At 72.5% G+C, this 16,210-nt stretch carries 14 protein-coding genes and 1 pseudogene; 6 read left to right on the forward strand and 9 right to left on the reverse strand.

The window, feature by feature from the left end; translation table 11 throughout:
- Positions 1 to 119: 119 nt before the first annotated feature.
- Positions 120 to 947 carry a molybdate ABC transporter substrate-binding protein gene (gene modA / locus AC07DS_RS37750; protein ID WP_479152894.1) on the reverse strand — a complete coding sequence of 276 codons (828 nt, stop codon included), beginning with the start codon at positions 945 to 947 and terminating at the stop codon, positions 120 to 122.
- 195 nt (positions 948 to 1,142) lie between these two features.
- On the opposite strand from modA, the gene AC07DS_RS37755 reads away from it, so the two are divergent.
- Complete coding sequence (locus AC07DS_RS37755) at positions 1,143 to 1,640, forward strand: molybdopterin-binding protein (protein ID WP_479152896.1); 498 nt, start codon at positions 1,143 to 1,145, stop codon at positions 1,638 to 1,640.
- Here the strand turns inward: AC07DS_RS37755 and AC07DS_RS37760 are convergent.
- Positions 1,555 to 4,296 carry a molybdopterin-dependent oxidoreductase gene (locus AC07DS_RS37760; RefSeq protein WP_479152898.1) on the reverse strand — a complete coding sequence of 914 codons (2,742 nt, stop codon included), beginning with the start codon at positions 4,294 to 4,296 and terminating at the stop codon, positions 1,555 to 1,557. The two genes, AC07DS_RS37755 and AC07DS_RS37760, sit on opposite strands and share 86 nt — an antisense overlap.
- Complete coding sequence (locus AC07DS_RS37765; protein ID WP_479152900.1) at positions 4,293 to 5,117, reverse strand: FAD binding domain-containing protein; 825 nt, start codon at positions 5,115 to 5,117, stop codon at positions 4,293 to 4,295. Before AC07DS_RS37765 ends, AC07DS_RS37760 begins: the two co-directional genes overlap by 4 nt.
- A 211-nt stretch (positions 5,118 to 5,328) precedes the next feature.
- On the opposite strand from AC07DS_RS37765, the gene AC07DS_RS37770 reads away from it, so the two are divergent.
- On the forward strand, positions 5,329 to 7,140 hold the full coding sequence (locus AC07DS_RS37770; RefSeq protein WP_479152902.1) for a PucR family transcriptional regulator: 1,812 nt from the start codon (positions 5,329 to 5,331) through the stop codon (positions 7,138 to 7,140).
- 54 nt (positions 7,141 to 7,194) lie between these two features.
- Here the strand turns inward: AC07DS_RS37770 and AC07DS_RS37775 are convergent, their stop codons facing one another.
- Positions 7,195 to 7,590 (reverse strand): TOBE domain-containing protein, encoded by a 396-nt coding sequence (locus AC07DS_RS37775; protein WP_479152904.1) that lies wholly within the window; start codon positions 7,588 to 7,590, stop codon positions 7,195 to 7,197.
- A 125-nt stretch (positions 7,591 to 7,715) separates the two neighbouring features.
- Here AC07DS_RS37775 and AC07DS_RS37780 point away from each other — a divergent pair, with 125 nt between their 5' ends.
- Complete coding sequence (locus tag AC07DS_RS37780; RefSeq protein ID WP_479152906.1) at positions 7,716 to 8,312, forward strand: DUF1707 SHOCT-like domain-containing protein; 597 nt, start codon at positions 7,716 to 7,718, stop codon at positions 8,310 to 8,312.
- Positions 8,313 to 8,389: 77 nt separating this feature from the next.
- Here the strand turns inward: AC07DS_RS37780 and AC07DS_RS37785 are convergent, their stop codons facing one another.
- The 3 genes from AC07DS_RS37785 to AC07DS_RS37795 form a co-directional block, all read right to left on the reverse strand.
- Positions 8,390 to 10,339 carry an APC family permease gene (locus AC07DS_RS37785; protein WP_479152908.1) on the reverse strand — a complete coding sequence of 650 codons (1,950 nt, stop codon included), beginning with the start codon at positions 10,337 to 10,339 and terminating at the stop codon, positions 8,390 to 8,392.
- Between the two features lie 335 nt (positions 10,340 to 10,674).
- Positions 10,675 to 11,229, reverse strand: a complete 555-nt coding sequence (locus tag AC07DS_RS37790; RefSeq protein ID WP_479152910.1) for a hypothetical protein — start codon at positions 11,227 to 11,229, stop codon at positions 10,675 to 10,677.
- A 113-nt stretch (positions 11,230 to 11,342) separates the two neighbouring features.
- Positions 11,343 to 11,873 (reverse strand): universal stress protein, encoded by a 531-nt coding sequence (locus AC07DS_RS37795; RefSeq protein WP_145886465.1) that lies wholly within the window; start codon positions 11,871 to 11,873, stop codon positions 11,343 to 11,345.
- Positions 11,874 to 12,190: 317 nt separating this feature from the next.
- Between AC07DS_RS37795 and AC07DS_RS37800 the strand changes: the two genes are divergently transcribed.
- The 3 genes and pseudogenes from AC07DS_RS37800 to AC07DS_RS37810 form a co-directional block, all read left to right on the forward strand.
- The gene (locus AC07DS_RS37800) at positions 12,191 to 12,541 is read left to right on the forward strand and encodes an SAV_915 family protein (RefSeq protein ID WP_479152912.1); all 351 of its coding nucleotides are present in this window, start codon (positions 12,191 to 12,193) and stop codon (positions 12,539 to 12,541) included.
- Positions 12,538 to 13,869: a diaminopimelate decarboxylase gene (gene lysA, locus AC07DS_RS37805; protein ID WP_479152914.1), complete on the forward strand. Its 1,332-nt coding sequence runs from the start codon at positions 12,538 to 12,540 to the stop codon at positions 13,867 to 13,869. The genes AC07DS_RS37800 and lysA overlap by 4 nt, the downstream gene beginning before the upstream one ends.
- A gap of 309 nt (positions 13,870 to 14,178) precedes the next feature.
- Positions 14,179 to 14,271, forward strand: a pseudogene (locus AC07DS_RS37810) (sugar ABC transporter permease); the annotation flags it as partial.
- A 317-nt stretch (positions 14,272 to 14,588) separates the two neighbouring features.
- Here AC07DS_RS37810 and AC07DS_RS37815 read toward each other — a convergent pair.
- Together AC07DS_RS37815 and AC07DS_RS37820 are read right to left on the reverse strand one after the other, a co-directional pair.
- On the reverse strand, positions 14,589 to 14,795 hold the full coding sequence (locus AC07DS_RS37815) for a DUF5999 family protein (RefSeq protein WP_145886512.1): 207 nt from the start codon (positions 14,793 to 14,795) through the stop codon (positions 14,589 to 14,591).
- A 365-nt stretch (positions 14,796 to 15,160) separates the two neighbouring features.
- Positions 15,161 to 15,745: a hypothetical protein gene (locus AC07DS_RS37820; protein WP_479152916.1), complete on the reverse strand. Its 585-nt coding sequence runs from the start codon at positions 15,743 to 15,745 to the stop codon at positions 15,161 to 15,163.
- Positions 15,746 to 16,210: the final 465 nt, after the last annotated feature.

The following is a 16,210-nucleotide window of genomic DNA, read 5'->3' on the forward strand; positions in this document are numbered from 1 at the left end:
ACCCCCCCATACCCCCACCCCCCCCCCCCCCCCCCCCCCCCCCCCCCCCCCCACCCCCCTCCCCCCCCCCCCCCCCCCCTCTCCCCCCCCCCCCCCCCCCCCGGGCCTGTCGGGTGAGGTCACGGCTTGAGGAACCCGGCCCCGCTCAGAACCTTCTGGCCCTCGGCGGACTGGACCAGCTCGATGAACGCCTTGGCAGCGGCGGCGTTGCCGGCGTTCTTCAGCAGGGCGATCGGGTAGTCGTTGATGGCGTTGGCGGACTCGGGGAACTCCACGCCCTCCACCTTGTCACCCGCGGCCTTCACATCGGTCTTGTAGACGACGGCCGCGTCGGCCTCCTTCAGCTCGACCTTCGTCAGGGCGGCCTTCACGTCCTGCTCGTAGGAGGCCGGGGTGAGCTTCAGCTTGCTGGCGTCCAGGGCCTTCTGCGCGGCGGCGCCGCACGGCACGGTCTTGTCGCACAGGACGACCTTCAGGCCGGACTTGGTGAGGTCCTTCAGGGAGGCCACCTTGTCGGGGTTGCCCGGCAGGGTGGCGATCTCCAGCTGGTTGCGGACGAAGGTGGCCGGGGTGCCGACCGCGTCCTGCTTGTCCGTCACGATCGCCATGGTCTTGGGGCTGGCGGCGGCGAAGACATCCGCCGGGGCGCCGCTGGTGATGCTCGCGGCGAGGGTGTCGCTGCCGCCGAAGTTGAAGCTGACGGTAGTGCCGGGGTGGGCCTTCTCGAACTCCTTGCCCAGGGTCGTGAAGCTCTCCTTGAGGGAGGCGGCCGCGAACACGGTGATCTTCCCGGAGAGTTTCGGGGAGGCGGAGGACGACGAGTCCGACGCCTTCGACTTGGGCGACGAGTCGTCGGACGAGGAGGAGCAGGCGCTCAGTGCCATCAGGGCGGCGGCTCCCGCACCGGCCAGCTGCAGCGTCCGGGTCCGGCGCACGGAACGGGTCATCACGGATCTACTCCTCGGGTTCTGTGGAACAACGGTCGCGCCCTGGCACGGCCGGACAATCGGCCGTGCGGCGATGATACTGCCGCATCTGCCAGGTGTAAGTCTCTTGTCACATCGCATGAGCTGCGAAGTTGTGACTTGGGGCTGGCATGTGCGTTTGTACGGTGCTCGGCCGGGGGTACGGTTCTGCGGGAGGTGGTCGCGGTGAAGCTCGCGGAACTCGCCCTGACCGGCGATCTCGTACGACAGGCCCGGCTGATCGTGCCGGACCTGCTCGGCTGGCCGCAGCACGTGGCGGACGTCAGCTTCGAGTGCGCCACCAGCGGCATCCAGCACCACCGGTTCGCCGGTCCGCGCCTGTACGACGTGCTGGCCGACGCCGGACCCGGCTTCGACCCGGTTCGGCGCAAGGACCGGCTGCGCTTCCTCATCGCCGTCACCGGCACCGACGGCCACCACGCGCTGCTGTCCTGGGCCGAGATCGACCCCGACTTCGCCCACGCCCCCGTGCTGCTCGCCGTCACCATCGACGGCACCCCGCTGGACGCGGCCGGCCCCCAGCTGGTGCTGCCGCAGGACCGCTGCGGGGCCCGGCACATCAGCGGGATCACGGCGATCCGGGTGGACGGGGGCTATGGCTTCGACGCTCCAGTGCCAGCCACACCCGGTCGCGCGTCAGCGGCAGCTCCGTGAACCGCTCGCCGGTCGCGTCCCGTACGGCGTTGGCCAGGGCGGGGGCGACCGGGTTGAACGGGCTCTCGCTCATCGACTTGGCGCCGAGCGGCCCGATGGCGTCGGCCGTCTCCATGAAGTGCACCTCGGTGCGCGGGACATCGGCGTACTGGGGGAGCCGGTAGCGGCGGAAGGCGGCCGTGTCCACCGCGCCCCGCCCGTCCAGCCGTACCTGCTCGAAGAGCGTGGCGCCGAGCGCCTGGGCGACCCCGCCCTCGACCTGCCCCCGGCACTGCATCGGGTTCATCACCTTGCCCGCGTCGGCCGCGTGCACACTGCGCAGGACGCGGATCTCCCCGGTGCCGGGGTCGACCGCGACCCGGAACCAGTGCGCATTGAAGGCGACCGAGCGCGGGGTGCCGCCGAAGTGTCCGTCGGCGGCGAGGTCCAGGCCGACCGCGCGGGCGGCGGCGTACACCTCCTTCAGCAGGAGCCGCCCGCCCGGGTGCAGCACCGCCTCCTCTCCCAGCCGGCAGTGGTCGCGGACCGCGCCGAGGTGGGCCGCGGCGAAGTCGAGCAACTGGTCGGCCAGGGCGCGGGAGGCACGCAGGGTGGCCTTGCCGGCGACGACGGTGCCGGTGGAGGCGAAGGCTCCCGTGTCGTGCCGTACGACGTCCGTGTCGGACTGGCGGACGGTGATCCGGTCTACGGTGGTGGCGAGTTCGCCGGCCGCGATCTGCCGGTGCACGGTCGTCGTGCCGTTGCCGAACTCGGCGGTGCCGACGGCCAGGTCGAAGGTCCCGTCGGGCAGCAGGGTGGCCCTGGCGTCGGCGATGTGGCCGCCGGGCGGCCCCGTCGCGATCATCGCGAGAGCCGCCCCCTCGCCGAGCAGCCAGCCGTCCGGGACGGGTTCGGCGAGCGGTTCGGCCCGGGCCCGGCGCACGATCGACAGGCACTGGTCGAGCCCGTAGCTCGCGATGTGCAGGTCCTCCTCGTGCCCGCCGGGCGTGAGCATGGGCTCGTCGGGGCCGATGATGTTGCGTGCCTTGAACTCCAGCGGGTCCAGGCCGAGGCGGCGGGCCAGTTCGTCCAGGGCGGACTCCACCGCGAACAGCACCTGGCCCAGGCCGTAGCCGCGGAAGGCGCCCGCCGGGACGGTGTGCGTGTACACCGAGAACGCGTCGACCTTCTTGTGCGGGGCGCGGTAGACCGCCATGGACTCACCGACGCTGTGGAACATCACGGCCGGGCCGTGGTTGCCGTACGCACCCGTGTTCGCGACCACCCGAAGCTGGAGGGCGGTGAGGGTGCCGTCGCGCCGGGCGCCCGCCTTGAGGTGGATGGTGAAGGGGTGGCGGGTGGTGGCGCCGTAGAACTGCTCGGCACGGGTGTACTCCAGCTTCACCGGGCGGCGCAGCTTCAGCACGGCCAGCGCCACGACGTCCTCGACCAGCATCTCCTGCTTGCCGCCGAAACCTCCGCCCACCCGTCCGGCGACCACCCGGACCTGCTCCAGGGGCAGGTCGTAGAGGGCGCACAGGGCGCGGCGGGTGAGGAACGGGGTCTGGGAGCTGGTGCGTACGGTCAGCCGGCCGTCCTCGTCGATCCAGGCGACGGCTCCGTGCGTCTCCAGGCTTGCGTGCTGGACCCGCTGGGTGCGGAAGGTCTCCTCGTAGACGACGTCCGCCGCTGCGAAACCGGCCCCGACGTCGCCGATCTCGCCGTGTGCCTCGCCGACGACGTTGGCCTGCGGGCGGGCGATCCGGGCGGTCGCCGCGTCCTTGTCGTGGACCACCGGAGCCCCCGGCCGCATGGCCTCCTCGGGGTCGAGGACGGCGGGCAGCACCTCGTACGTCACCTCGATCCGGCGGCAGCCCTCCTCGGCGGCGGCCTCGCCGTCGGCGACCACGGCCGCCACGCGCTGGCCGATGTAGCGGACCCTGTCGTCCAGGACCCGGGTGTCGTCCGGGTCCTCCTCCGGATGCTCGTGGCGGGCGGTGGAGAAGTGCCGTTCCGGGGCGTCCTGGTGGGTGAACACGGCCTGGACACCGGGGACGCGCAGGGCGGCGGAGGTGTCGATCGCGACGATGCGGGCGTGCGCGTGCGGGGAGCGCAGCAGCTTCATGTGCAGCAGGCCGGGCACGTCGAGGTCGAAGGTGTAGCGGGCGGTGCCGGTGACGACCTGGGGTCCGGCCGGGGCGGGCAGGCTGCGGCCGACGGACTCCCCGGGCGCCGGCTCCTCGGTGTTCTTGACCCCGCGTACGGCGTCCTCGATGGCCCGGTACCCGGTGCAGCGGCACAGGTTGCCCTTGAACGCCCGGGGGAGATCGGTGAGTTGCTCCTCGTCCAGGGCGGCCGTGGTCATCAGGAAGCCGGCCGTGCAGAAGCCGCACTGGAAGCCCTGGGCGTCGAGGAACTTCTGCTGGACGGAGTGGAGTTCGCCGTCCGGGGAGGCGAGGCCCTCGACGGTGGTGACGGTGCGGCCGTCGGCGCGGAAGGCCGGATAGAGGCAGCTGTGCACGGGCTCGCCGTCGACGTGGACGGTACAGGCGCCGCAGTCGCCCGCGTCGCAGCCCTTCTTCACACCGAACCAGCCACGTTCGCGCAGGTAGGTGCGCAGACACTGCCCCTGGCGTGGCTCCTCCTCGTGGTGCCTGCCGTTGACCTCGATCCTCATCGCCGCTCCTCCTCGACCAGCTCCCGGCGGATCTCCTCCGCCAGCCGGAACGTCATGTGCCGCCGCCACTCGGGCAGCCCGTGGATGTCGTCGAACCACTCGCCGTCGGCGACCTGCGCGTCGATCGCCGCCCGCAGCTCCCCGGCCGTCGGCGGCAGCGGGAACCACAGCCGCACCGGGCGGACCGTGGCCGCGGTGACGGTCACCGCGACGGAGTGGTCGAGCGGGTCGAGCGTGCCGATGACCAGGACGCCGGAGCGCCCCAGGCCGTACAGGGACGCCTGCCGGAACGCGGTGCGGCAGGCGAGGGCCCGGGCGGGCAGGGTGACCGAGCGCAGGAGTTCGCCCTCGGCGAGGTTCTTGCGGCCCGCCCCGGTGACGAAGTCGGCGACCCGGACCCGGCGACGCGCGCCGTCCTGGGCCATGAGCAGGCACTCCCCGTCCAGAGCCGCAGTGAGGGAGATCACCGGGCCGGCGGGCAGGGCGTTGCACAGGTTGCCGCCGACCGTGGCCATGTTCCAGATCTTGAACGAGGCGAGGAACGCCCGGCAGCACTGCTCGAACAGGGGCGCCGCGGGCGCGAGCAACGTCCGTGCGTGGCGGGAGAGCTGGGCGATGGTGCAGGTGGCGGCGATCTCCAGCGAGCCGTCCGGGTGCTGCCGCACGGGCGTCCAGCCCATGCGGCTCAGGTCCACCAGGCGCCGCAGGTGCGGCTGGGGTTCGGAGAACAGATACGTCCCGCCGCCGAGCCAGGCGTCACCCGGCCGCCAGGGCGCGGGCCGCCGGGCGTCGCGTATGTCGGCCACCGTGTTCAGGTCCATGGCCGGAAGTGAACCAACGCGGCCGGGCCGGAACGACTGGTGCACGACACGGAAACTCCGACGCCCCCAGCGCCGGTACTGGAGGATCAACCAAGAAGCATTCCCCTCCCCTGACCTTGCATTTACGATGTTTCCTCTCGCACTTACCTGGTGGATGCGAGAGGTAGGGGCGTTCCGTCCAGCGTCCGGAGGCCGTACGAGGAGCCAGCACATGCGCGTCGAACACCTCCTGGGGGACGCCTCCCTCGGGCTGCGCCTGCTGTGGGCGGAGGACGTCCTGCTGAGGCGCGAAATAAGCGGTGTGACCGTCACGGACCTGGAGGACCCGGCCCGGTTCGTGCGGCCCGGGGAGGTCGTGCTCAGCGGGCTGGTGTGGTGGTCGCCGGACGGCGGTCCGGTCAAGGCGGACCGTTTCGTCTCGGCGCTGAAGGGCGCGGGGGCCACGGCGCTGCTCGCGGGGGAGGAGACGCACGGGAGCGTGCCGGACGAGCTGGTCGCGGCGTGCGTACGGCACGGGGTCCCGGTGGCGGGGGTGCCGGCGCACATCATGTTCCGGTCGATCACCGACACGGTGTACCTGCGGCAGTGGGGGGAGTTGAGCCGCCGGCACGCGCTGCGTCATCCCGCCCTGCCGGAGAGCGCGCGGGTGCGGCTGAGCCGGCTCCTCGCCCAGGAGGCCGGTCCGGAGGACGTTCTCGGCGCCGCCTTCGCCCACCTCGACCCCGTCACCGCCTACGTGTTCACGCCCTCGGGGCGGACGGTCGCGGCCACGGCGGGGGCGCCGGGCGTCGCGGCGCGGGAGGCGGTCGCGCTCGTGGCGGAGGGCACCGGGGTGACCGTGTCCGTCGAGGCCGACAGCGCCTCTCCCTATGGCCGCTGGCTGCTCTACCTGCCCGACCCCGACAGCGCGCCACCGCGCATGCTGCAGGAGACCGCGGCGGCCCTGAGCCACTGTCAGGAGGCCGCGGTCCGGCGCCGGTCGGCCGAGCGGCGGGCCGCGGACGACCTGGGGGCCCTCCTCGCGGCACCGGCGCCGGAAGCAGGGGCGGTGGAAGCGGCGCTACGGCGGTGCGGCGTGCCTGGGGCGGGGCTGTACCGGGTGGTGGTCGCGGACGCGGGGGCGCGGCGGCCGGCGGTGCCGGAGGGGGCGCTGGCGGAGGTGGCCCGGCATGTCCGGGCGCAGGCCGCGCGGGGCGTGGCGGAGGTCGTGCGGGGCGCGGCGGGGGGTGCGCAGAAGGCGGGGCGAGGCGGGAAGCGGGCCGGGCGTGGCGGAGGCGACGTCGGTGTGGGGGCGGACGCCGCCGGGCGGGAAGCGGTGGGCGCCGGAGGCGATGCCGTGCGGGGGGCGTCGAGGGCCGGGGACGCCTCGCACGGGGCGGTCAGGGCCGAAGGCGGCGAGCGGGGGGCGATCGGGGTCGAGGGTGCCGTGCACGGGGCCGCGGATGCCGTGGCGGGAGCTTCGGCCGCCTCGGCGGGAGCCTCGGCCGTGGGGCGGCTGCCCGACGGGTGTGCCTTCGCGGTCCTGCCCGGTGCCTGCGACGACGGTGTCCTGGGCGAGGTCTGGTCGCTGGTCGCCGGCTGTGCGCCCGAAGTGGCCCTGCACGGCGGCACCGGGGCGCCCGCGGACGGTCCCGAAGGGCTGGGCGGGGCGCTGGCGCAGGCCCGGTACGCCCTCACCTCGGCCCGGACCACCGCGCCCGACGCCTCCCTCCTCGCCGACGCGACTGCCCTCACCAGCCTCGACGCCCTGCTCACCGGTGTGCCGGCCGAGGTGCGCGCCGCCTACAGCCGTACGGTCCTCGGTCCGCTGCTGGAGTCCGACCGCACCGCCACCGCCGTACTGCTGAGCACGCTGGAGACGTTCCTCGCCTGCGACGGGTCCTGGGCGCGTACGGCCAAGGCGCTGCATCTGCACGTCAACACCGTGCACTACCGGATCCAGCGCATCGAGCACTTCACCGGACGGGACCTGTCCCTGCTGAGCGACCGGCTCGACCTGTGGGCGGCGCTGCTCTGCCGGTGAGGGGGCTGCGGGGGCTTCTCCGGAGGCGGTGTCGAAGACGCCCCGGAGGCGTTCTCAGACGCGGTCGATGTGCACGTTCGTGGACTTCACGCGCGCGGTGGCCTCCATGCCGACCTCCAGGCCCAGTTCCTCCACGGCCTCCCGGGTCAGCAGGGAGACCAGGCGGTGCGGGCCCGCCTGGATCTCCACCTGGGCCGCGACGTCGCCGAGCTTGATGGCGGTGACGATGCCCGGGAAGGCGTTGCGGACCGAGGTGTAGGAGGCGTCCTCCTCACCGCTGCCCGCCCGGGCCAGCTCGACCGAGAACGCGGCGAGATCCTTGCCGTCGATGAGCCGGCGCCCGGCCTCGTCGCGATGAGTGGCCACCCGGCCGGCGTCGGCCCAGCGACGGGCGGTGTCGGGGCTCACGCCGAGCAGCCGTGCGGCCTGGCCGATCGTGTAGGACTGCATGCCGGTCACGATAGGGCCATGACGAGGCAACCGTGGACGTGGGGTTGGCCGTTGGGTATAACGCGATATAGCGTTAGTGCGTGACGGTGGGTCCCCTGTGGGGGCGTCTGAATCGGGGTGAGGGTATGTCGGCCGAACTGGTGCCCACGGATGTGCCGTCCGGGTTGCGGGCCTCGCACGCGGACCGGGACCGCGTGGTGGACGCCCTGACGGCTGCCGCGGGGGACGGCAGGCTGACCGCCGAGGAACACGACGAGCGGGTGGGGGCGGCCCTGTCGGCGCGCACGCTCGGGGAGCTGGCGGAGCTGACGGGCGACCTGCCGGACGTGCCCGGGGCGACGCCGGTCAAGGATGTCGTCCGCATCGAGCAGCAGTTCTCGTCGGCCACGCGCGGCGACGGATGGTCGGTGCCGCGCCGGATGGAGATCCACTCGGAGTGGGGCGATGTGACCGTCGACCTCACCCGGGCGGAGATCACTCACGACACCCTCCGCATCGACCTGGACCTGCGCGGCGGCACCCTGCGACTGATCACCCGGCCCGGCGTGGTCGTGGACACGGACTCCCTGGTGATCGACTACGGCAAGGCCAGGGTGCGGCCGGCCGGGCAGCCCGGGACGCCGGTCGTGCTGCGCGTGGAGATACACGGGCGGCTGAGCATGGGCCGGCTGGAGGCGCGGCCGCCGCGGCGGCTGTTCGGCAGGAAGACGGCGACGGCCTGAGGCGCGTGCCGTCTTCCCGGTCCGGTACGACTGTCGGCCCGGTGACCTGAGGAGCCCGACGTGACCGCGGGTGTGCCTCAGCCGGTGTGGACGCGCGGGCGGCGGGCGCGGTCCGGCTCCGCCTCGCGCAGCACCTCGCGGGTGACCGGGGCGACCTCGCCCTGCCCGAAGAGGAAGAAGCGCAGGAAGTTGGCGAACGGGTTGCCCTCGGTCCACTCGAAGTAGATGTGCGGGGTGCAGCCGGTGGCGTCGCGGACGTGGAGGAGGAGCGCGGCGAGGGCGTTGGGGATGGAGGAGGACTCCACGGTCAGGACGCGGTAGCGGTTGTGCAGGACCTCGCCGCGTACGGTCAGGCCCGCCTCGAACTCGGAGGGGTCGGTCACCGTGACCTCGACGAAGACGAAGTCCTCCTGCTCGGGCATCTCGTTGTCGGCCCGGATCTGCTCGACCTTGTCGCGGTACTCGGCCTTGTCGCGCACGTCGGGCTCGTTGGCGATGAACCGTATCTTGCGACTGGCCATGTCACGGATGAATCGTTCCGCCATGTCGTCCAGTTCGACATGCGTGACGCGCAGCTCGAAGGCGCGGGCCAGCCGGGACGCCAGCGAGACCAGGATGATGCCGACGATGAAGCAGGCACCGATCTTCACACCGTCCGGGCGCTCGATGACGTTCGCGACGGTCACGTAGAGCAGGACCGCCGAGACGACCGCGAAGCCGACGGTCCACCCGCGCTGAGCGGCCCGGTGGGAGGCGATGGTCACCGCGATCGCCGCCGAGGACATCAGCACCAGGACGCCAGTGGCGTACGCGCCGCCCTGCGCGTCTACGTTGGCGTCGAAGATCCAGGTCACCAGGAAGGCGACCAGCGTGAAGACGATCACCATCGGGCGCACGGCGCGCGCCCAGTGCGGCGCCATGCCGTACCGAGGCAGGTAGCGCGGCATCAGGTTGAGCAGCCCGGCCATGGCGGAGGCGCCGGCGAACCACAGGATGGCGATGGTCGAGACGTCGTAGACCGTGCCGAAGGCGTTGCCCAGGTACTCGTGCGCGAGGTAGGCCAGTGCGCGGCCGTTGGCCTGACCGCCGGACTTGAACTCGTCCGCCGGGATGAGCACCGTCGTGATGAAGCTCGTGGCGATCAGGAACACGCTCATGATCAGCGCGGCTGCCGTCAGCAGCTTCTTGGTGTCCCGGATACGGCCCGTCGGCTTGTCCTCGCTGTCGTCCGGGTCACCCTGGACGTGCGGCATGACGGCGACGCCGGTCTCGAAGCCGGACAGGCCCAGGGCGAGCTTCGGGAAGACCAGGAGGGATACGCCGATCATGGCGAAGATGTTGCCGTGCTCGGTGGTCAGGGCGCTGGTCCAGTCGGTGACCACATGCTCGGCGGTGAAGACGTGCCACAGGCCGACGACCACGACCACGGCGTTGAGTCCGAGGTAGACAGCCACCAGGGCGACGGCAACGCCGATCGCCTCCAGGAAGCCCTTGAGGAACACGGCGCCGAGCAGGGCGACCAGCAGCAGGGTGATGATCATCTGCTGGCCGTGCAGTGTGCTCGTCAGGTGCGGATTCTCGATCAGGTGAGTGGAGGCGTCTGCGGCCGACAGGGTGATGGTGATCAGGAAGTCCGTGGCGGCGAAGCCCAGCAGCGTCAGGACGAACAGCTTGCCCTTCCAGAAGGACAGCAGCCGCTCCAGCATCGCGATCGAGCCTTCGCCGTGCGGGCTCTCCTCCGCCACCCGGCGGTACACCGGAAGGGCGCCCGCCAGGGTGACGACGACGAGGACGAGCGTGGCGATCGGAGAGAGCAGACCGGCCGCGAGGGCCGCGATGCCCGGCTGGTAGCCGAGGGTGGAGAAGTAGTCGACACCGGTCAGGCACATCACGCGCCACCAGCGCTGGCCCTTGTGCGCGGGCTCCGGCTGGGCTTCGGGGCGGGCGTGCCCCTTGCCCATGTCGGACAGCCCCTCCAGCATCCAGGTGCGCAAGCGACTGGGAGGAGGGTGCTCGGTCGTGGCCATCGGCGTGCTCCAGGTGTGCGGCTCAGCTGATTCCGGCCATCACGCGGACGGCGGCACCAGCGTATGCAGAGAGTGACGCCTGGGCCCACGGATCCAGGGCCGGGCGGCGTCAATCTTGCGTTAAGAAAGACCCGACGGAAGGAGGTGACACATCAAGAAGCGGAGGCCCGCAGGCCCACGGCACGCGTTGGACCGTACAGGGGAGGGGCGGCCGCGAACTCCGGGTCGGACACCCAGCGTCATCTCGTACGACACCTCCATGCTGCCCCGCGGACAGCTGAAGTGCAGCCGCAGCGAGCGTATCCGTGATGGGCTGACACCCCTTGAAGCGCCTGCTACTCCAGGCCCGACGCCCTGAACACCCGCAGTGCCGTCTCCCGGTCGATGCGTTCCGCCAGCTGGTGCAGGGCCGTCGTGCCGGAGCGGAGGGTGCCGGAGGTCTCCGAGGCGCGGGCCGCCTCCGTCAGGCGGAGCCAGAGGTCGGGATTGCGCAGGAGCACCTCGGGGTCGATCTCGACGCGGGCGCCGAGGGTGTCGCGCAGGACCAGGCGCTTCGCGACGCCGTCCAGCGGGCGTACCGCGACCAGCCGGTCGGTGTGGACCCGTCGGGTGCGCAGCAGGCGGCGGGAGGCCAGCCAGCCCTCGCCGGCCGAGACGCGGGCGGGGAGGAGGACGAGGAAGAGGAGCAGGGCCAGGTAGATCCACAGGGCCGAGCGCCACCAGGTGAGGGTGCCTGCCGCCAGGTCGACGAGCAGCAGCATGCCGAGCAGCACGGTCGCACAGCGGGCCGAGCCGAAGAGGTCCGAGGTGTACTGGCGGTCGTACGCGACGGGACCGGTGCCGTACGGGTGCGGTGCCGTCACCTCGGGGCGGGTGTCGCGATGCTCCATGGGTTTGACGGTAGAGAGGGGCGGGCCTGGTGGGACCCGGCCGTGCCGTTCATTGATGGGACCCTGACGCCAGGGCAGCGTGTTTTGACGCGCCTGTTGACGCTCACAGCGCCTCACAGACCCCGGGTGTCCATGCGCAGATGCCAGGCGTTGCGGCGGTGGACGGAGACCAGGTCGGACTCCAGCGGCGACGGCGGTACGGCGAGGACCGGGCAGTCGGCGTGTGCGAGGCAGTGCCGGGAGACGCGGCTCGAGAAGGCGCGCTGCAGGCCGCGCCGGCCGGCGCCCACGACGAGCAGGTCGTCGTCGCGGTCGGCGGTCGACACCAGTGCCCTGCCCGGAGTGCCACGGACGATCACGGCATGCATCGGCACCCCCGGCCCGTCCTCCCCGAAGATCTCCTCGAGCACCGAGGCCAGCCGTTGCCTGGCCAGCCGCTGCCACTCCTCGACCAGCAGACCGGCGGCGGGGGAGCGGCGCGCGGCGGGATCGCCACCGGGCGGCTCCCAGGCCAGCACCGGCCAGAGCTCCGCACCCAGTCGCCGGGCCAGCGCCGCGGCCCGGCGCAGGGCCGTCACGCTGCCCAGGGAACCGCTCACCCCGACCACCACACGGGCGGCCGCCGAGGCGTCGTAACCGGACATGACTCCACCGTTTCTCACGCATGCCCGCGGGCGACCCCCGCGGGTGGGCCCGCGAACAGGGCTTCTCTTCCATCCCACTCCCGTACGGGCGATTCGACCAGCCGGCGGGAGCAATTCCTGGCAGGTTCCTGACGGCCCCGGCCCGTCCCGTGTCCGTGCCCGTCAGCAACCCGTCAGTGTCGGCCCGTTCGCCGTCAGCATCGCGTCATGAGGGATCGGATCACCGGCCCGGCCGGGCATAGCGTCGAGGCAGCCCCGGTCCGCCTCCCCGCGTCCGGGGCGCTCAAGGCCACCACGCCCCTTCCAGGAGGCAACCCATGCCCGAACTCGTCTGCGGCGACGACCCGGAGCCTTCCGAACGCACCCCGGCCGGACCCCTGTTCGTCCCCGTCCGGCCGGGACCCGCCGGGTGCACTGCCCGCCTGTTCCGCACCCCCCTCGGCGGCCGGACGGCCGTCGCCTTCACCTGCGCCCGCCGCCTGGGTGACACACTGGGCCCCGACCAGCCATGGATCCGCCTCGCCGAGCCCGCGCTGCGCGCCCTGACCGCGCCGCTCGGTGTCACCACCCTCACCGTGGACCCCACGCTCTCGGCCCCGGCCCCCGGCCCCGCCGTCCGGTCGATTCCGCTCCCCGCCTTCCGGATCACCGAGGGGAGCACCCGATGACCACCCTGCACGAAGCAGCCGTCCCCACCACCCTCGCCGGTCCGTCCGTCTGGCCCGCCTCGGCCGCCGAGTCCCGCCCCGGCGACCTGGCCGTCGGCGGAGTCCCGCTCGCCGAGATCGCGGACCGGTTCGGCACCCCCGTCTACGTGCTCGACGAGGGCGAGGTGCGCGAGCGCTGCCGTACCTACCGGCAGGCCTTCCCCGAGGCCGAAGTCCTCTACGCGGCCAAGGCGTTCCTGTGCCGTGCCATGGTCCGCTGGACCGACGAGGAGGGCCTGGGCCTGGACGTCTGCTCGGCCGGTGAGCTGGAGCTGGCAGTCACCGCCGGATTCCCGCCCGAGCGGATCGTGCTGCACGGCAACGCCAAGTCGCCGCGCGACCTGGAGCTGGCGCTGCGCCTGGGCGTGGGCCGGATCGTGATCGACAGCCCCGCGGAGATCGCCCGGCTGGCCGCCATTCTCGGATCCGACGGCCGGCAGCAGGTGCTGGTCCGTGTGGTGCCCGGGATCGCCGCCGGCGGGCACGAGAAGATCCGCACCGGCACCGAGGACCAGCAGTTCGGCCTCTCCCTCTCCGACGGCCACGCCCAGCACGCCATCGCCCGCATCCTCGACCAGCCGCAGCTGCGACTCGTCGGACTGCACTGCCACTTGGGCTCGCAGATCACCAGCGTGAAGCCGTACGTCACCGCCGTGCGCCGTATGGTCGGCCTGCTGGCGCGGCTGCGCGACCAGCACGGTCTCGTCCTGCCCGAACTCGACCTCGGCGGCGGGCACGGCATCGCCCACCGCCCCGGCGAACCGGCCCTCGACCCGGCCGTGCTGGCCCGCCGGGTCCGTGCCGAACTCGCTGCGTCCTGCGCGGCGGCCGGCCTGCCGGTGCCCCGTCTGATCATCGAACCCGGCCGGGCGATCGCCGGCCCGGCGGGCATCGCCGTTTACCACGTCCTCGCCGTCAAACGCACCGGCGACCACACCTTCGTGGCCGTCGACGGCGGCATGAGCGACAACCCGCGGCCCGCCCTGTACGGCGCCCGCTACGCACCCCGTCTGATCGGGCGGCCCGCCACGGCGCCCCTGGCCCCGGTGACCGTCGTCGGCCGGCACTGCGAGGCAGGTGACGTCCTCGCCGAGGCCGAACTCCCGGCCGACGTACGTCCCGGCGACCTGCTCGCCGTACCCGCGGCCGGCGCCTACCAGCTGTCCATGGCCTCCGCCTACAACCTGGTCGGCCGCCCGCCCGTGGTCGCCGTGCACTCGGGCCGGGCCCGCCTGCTGGTCCGCCGTGAGTCGCTCGCCGACCTGCACAGCCGCGACGTGGGCGTCTGACATCACCACGTCCGGCATCGGACGCCACCGCGTCCGCCGGCACTGTGCCGCGCACCGGACTCCCGGGCGGGCCGGCCTTCCCTCCCTCGCCGGCCGGCCCGCCCGGGCCTCGAGCCGCTCCGTCCGACTGAGCCCCACCGCCGGGTGCGAGTGGGGTTCGCCGCCCGCTTCGAAACTTTCGATCGACTGTCCCGCTGTTCCGCAGCCGGGACCCGGTGCGCTGCGCCGGTCCCTGGTCGCCGACCGCATCCGGCACCGCGACCTGCCGCACGACATCTTGACGCTCCCGACGTGCCTTCCCGGAGTCGCGGCATCTGCCTCGTCTTCGCCCTCGCCCACCAGCGGTTCGTGCTCCGCCGCGACCTCGAAGGGGCCACCACGACGATGAGGGGAGCCGGGCGAGCCGGAGCAGGCGGCCACCCTCGACGGCTGCAGCTCCTTCGGGTTCTTCCGGCGGGTCCGGCTGCCCATGGCGAGGCCCGCGCTCGGCACCGTCTCCGCGCCTTCTGCTCGGTCGCCGAGCGCCGGCTCGTCGGCGGGCTCACCGCCGGCGCCACCAAGGGATGATCGGCTGCCCGGCCGGCCCCCCCCGAAGGCGCTAGCGCGCGGTCACGGACCGTAGTCGCCCCCGGACGCACGTCGGGGCCGGTGCGCACCGTGAGCGTGCGGCCGGCCCCTTGGGGTCACCGGGCGGTGCGGCGGACCGCCCGGGGTGCTGCTCAGGCTGCGGTCATCACCCGTTCCGCACCGAGCGGGCGGTGCGGGGCGATGACGCGGCCGTCGGGCAGCAGCTCACCGGTGTCCTCGAAGAGCAGTACGCCGTTGCACAGCAGGCTCCATCCCTGCTCCGGGTGGTGCGCCACGAGGCGGGCGGACTCCCGGTCGGCGGACTCGGCTTGTGGACACGGCGGCTGGTGCTGGCACATGGGTGGGATCTCTCGCTCGGTCGTGGTCATGTTCGCCCCCCGTGGTGATAGTCGGTCGGAACCCAGTGTTGCCCTCTGGGCGTCATTCCGCAGGGATTTCGCGGCACCGCTTCTCACAGGTTCATGACGCGTCACCCACGCGGACGGTTCATTCCAACTGCACTGTCCCTTTGGGTGGTTCCGGGTGGCCGGATAGGACTAGTCCGGACGCGAGGGCGCCTTTTCCGGCTCGTCGGAGCGGGTAATTGCTCGTACGAGCGCATTCTATTCCCGTGGGGCACCGCGGTCCCGGAAAAGTATTCGCATCCCGGTAAAAACAGTCGTACCCCGCTCCCCTTCCGGGCAGCGGGGTACGCGGGCGTCGTTCAGGCGGGTGAGCCGAGCAGCGGGACGGGAGTCGCCCGATGGGTCAGCACCGGCAGCAACTCGGAGACCCGGTAGGGCCGGTGGGCCGAGATGCCGGGCGGTGCCGGGGCCAGCGGTATCAGCAGGTCGGCGGCGGCCGGATGGCCCTCCGCGGGCTCGGCGGCGACCTCGCCGTGCAGCCACAGGGTGAGCATGTACAGGCCGGGCACGGACAGTAGACGCGGCTGGTACGGCTGCGGCAGCGCCTCCGCCTGCTGCAGCGCCCGCTCGGTCGAGACGATGTAGGGGCCCTCGAAGAAGTGCGAGAAGGCCCAGCCGTCCGGGGTGAGCATGGTGTCGGCCGCGGCCACCGCGCGGTCGCCGCACCGTATGAGGAAGCGCCATCCGGCCAGCCGGGTCGCGGACAGGCCCTGCGCGGTGATCCTGTCCAACACGTGCACGGGAAGAGGCAGTTCGGGCGTCGCGGGGCCCTGCGCGGCGCGCAGGGAGGGAGTTCGGGCCTCACGGACCGCGGTGGGGGAACCGAGGGCCGTGAGGACGGAGCGCAGGGCGGGCGCGGGTGCAAGGGGCACATGCAGCGGCATGGTGGGTCGCCTCTCGTTCGACAGGCGCGGCGGCGCGAGGGAGGGTGGGGCGGACGGCGCTGTCTGCTCACGGGTGGCCTGAGAGGTGGGGCCCGGATCGGTGAACGAGGGTGCGGCTGAGGCCTGCCGCCCGTCACTTCGGCGGCAGGAACACGACGGGAACCGGGACCGCGGGCACCAACCTTAGGCCTTGTTCGCAAGGTTATACGACACGTGTTCAGACGATGTTTCGTCTACCGGATTCCGGTTGACCCGGCAAGGGGTCATTCAGCCGATGAATCGCGTAAATCATCCCGATTTCCGGCCCGGCATCGCGCCGCTGACCTCGTAATACACCACGATCGCGGTCGGCCGAATGTCGTCGGCGTTTTTCACGAGGCGGTCTGGGAACCCGAAGATGCGTACTGCGGCATGCCCCGTGAATGTGCCGCGGGGAACATTCGACAGAGTAGCGGGTGCCGGGCC

It is taken from the genome of Streptomyces sp. NPDC044064 (assembly GCF_056434245.1).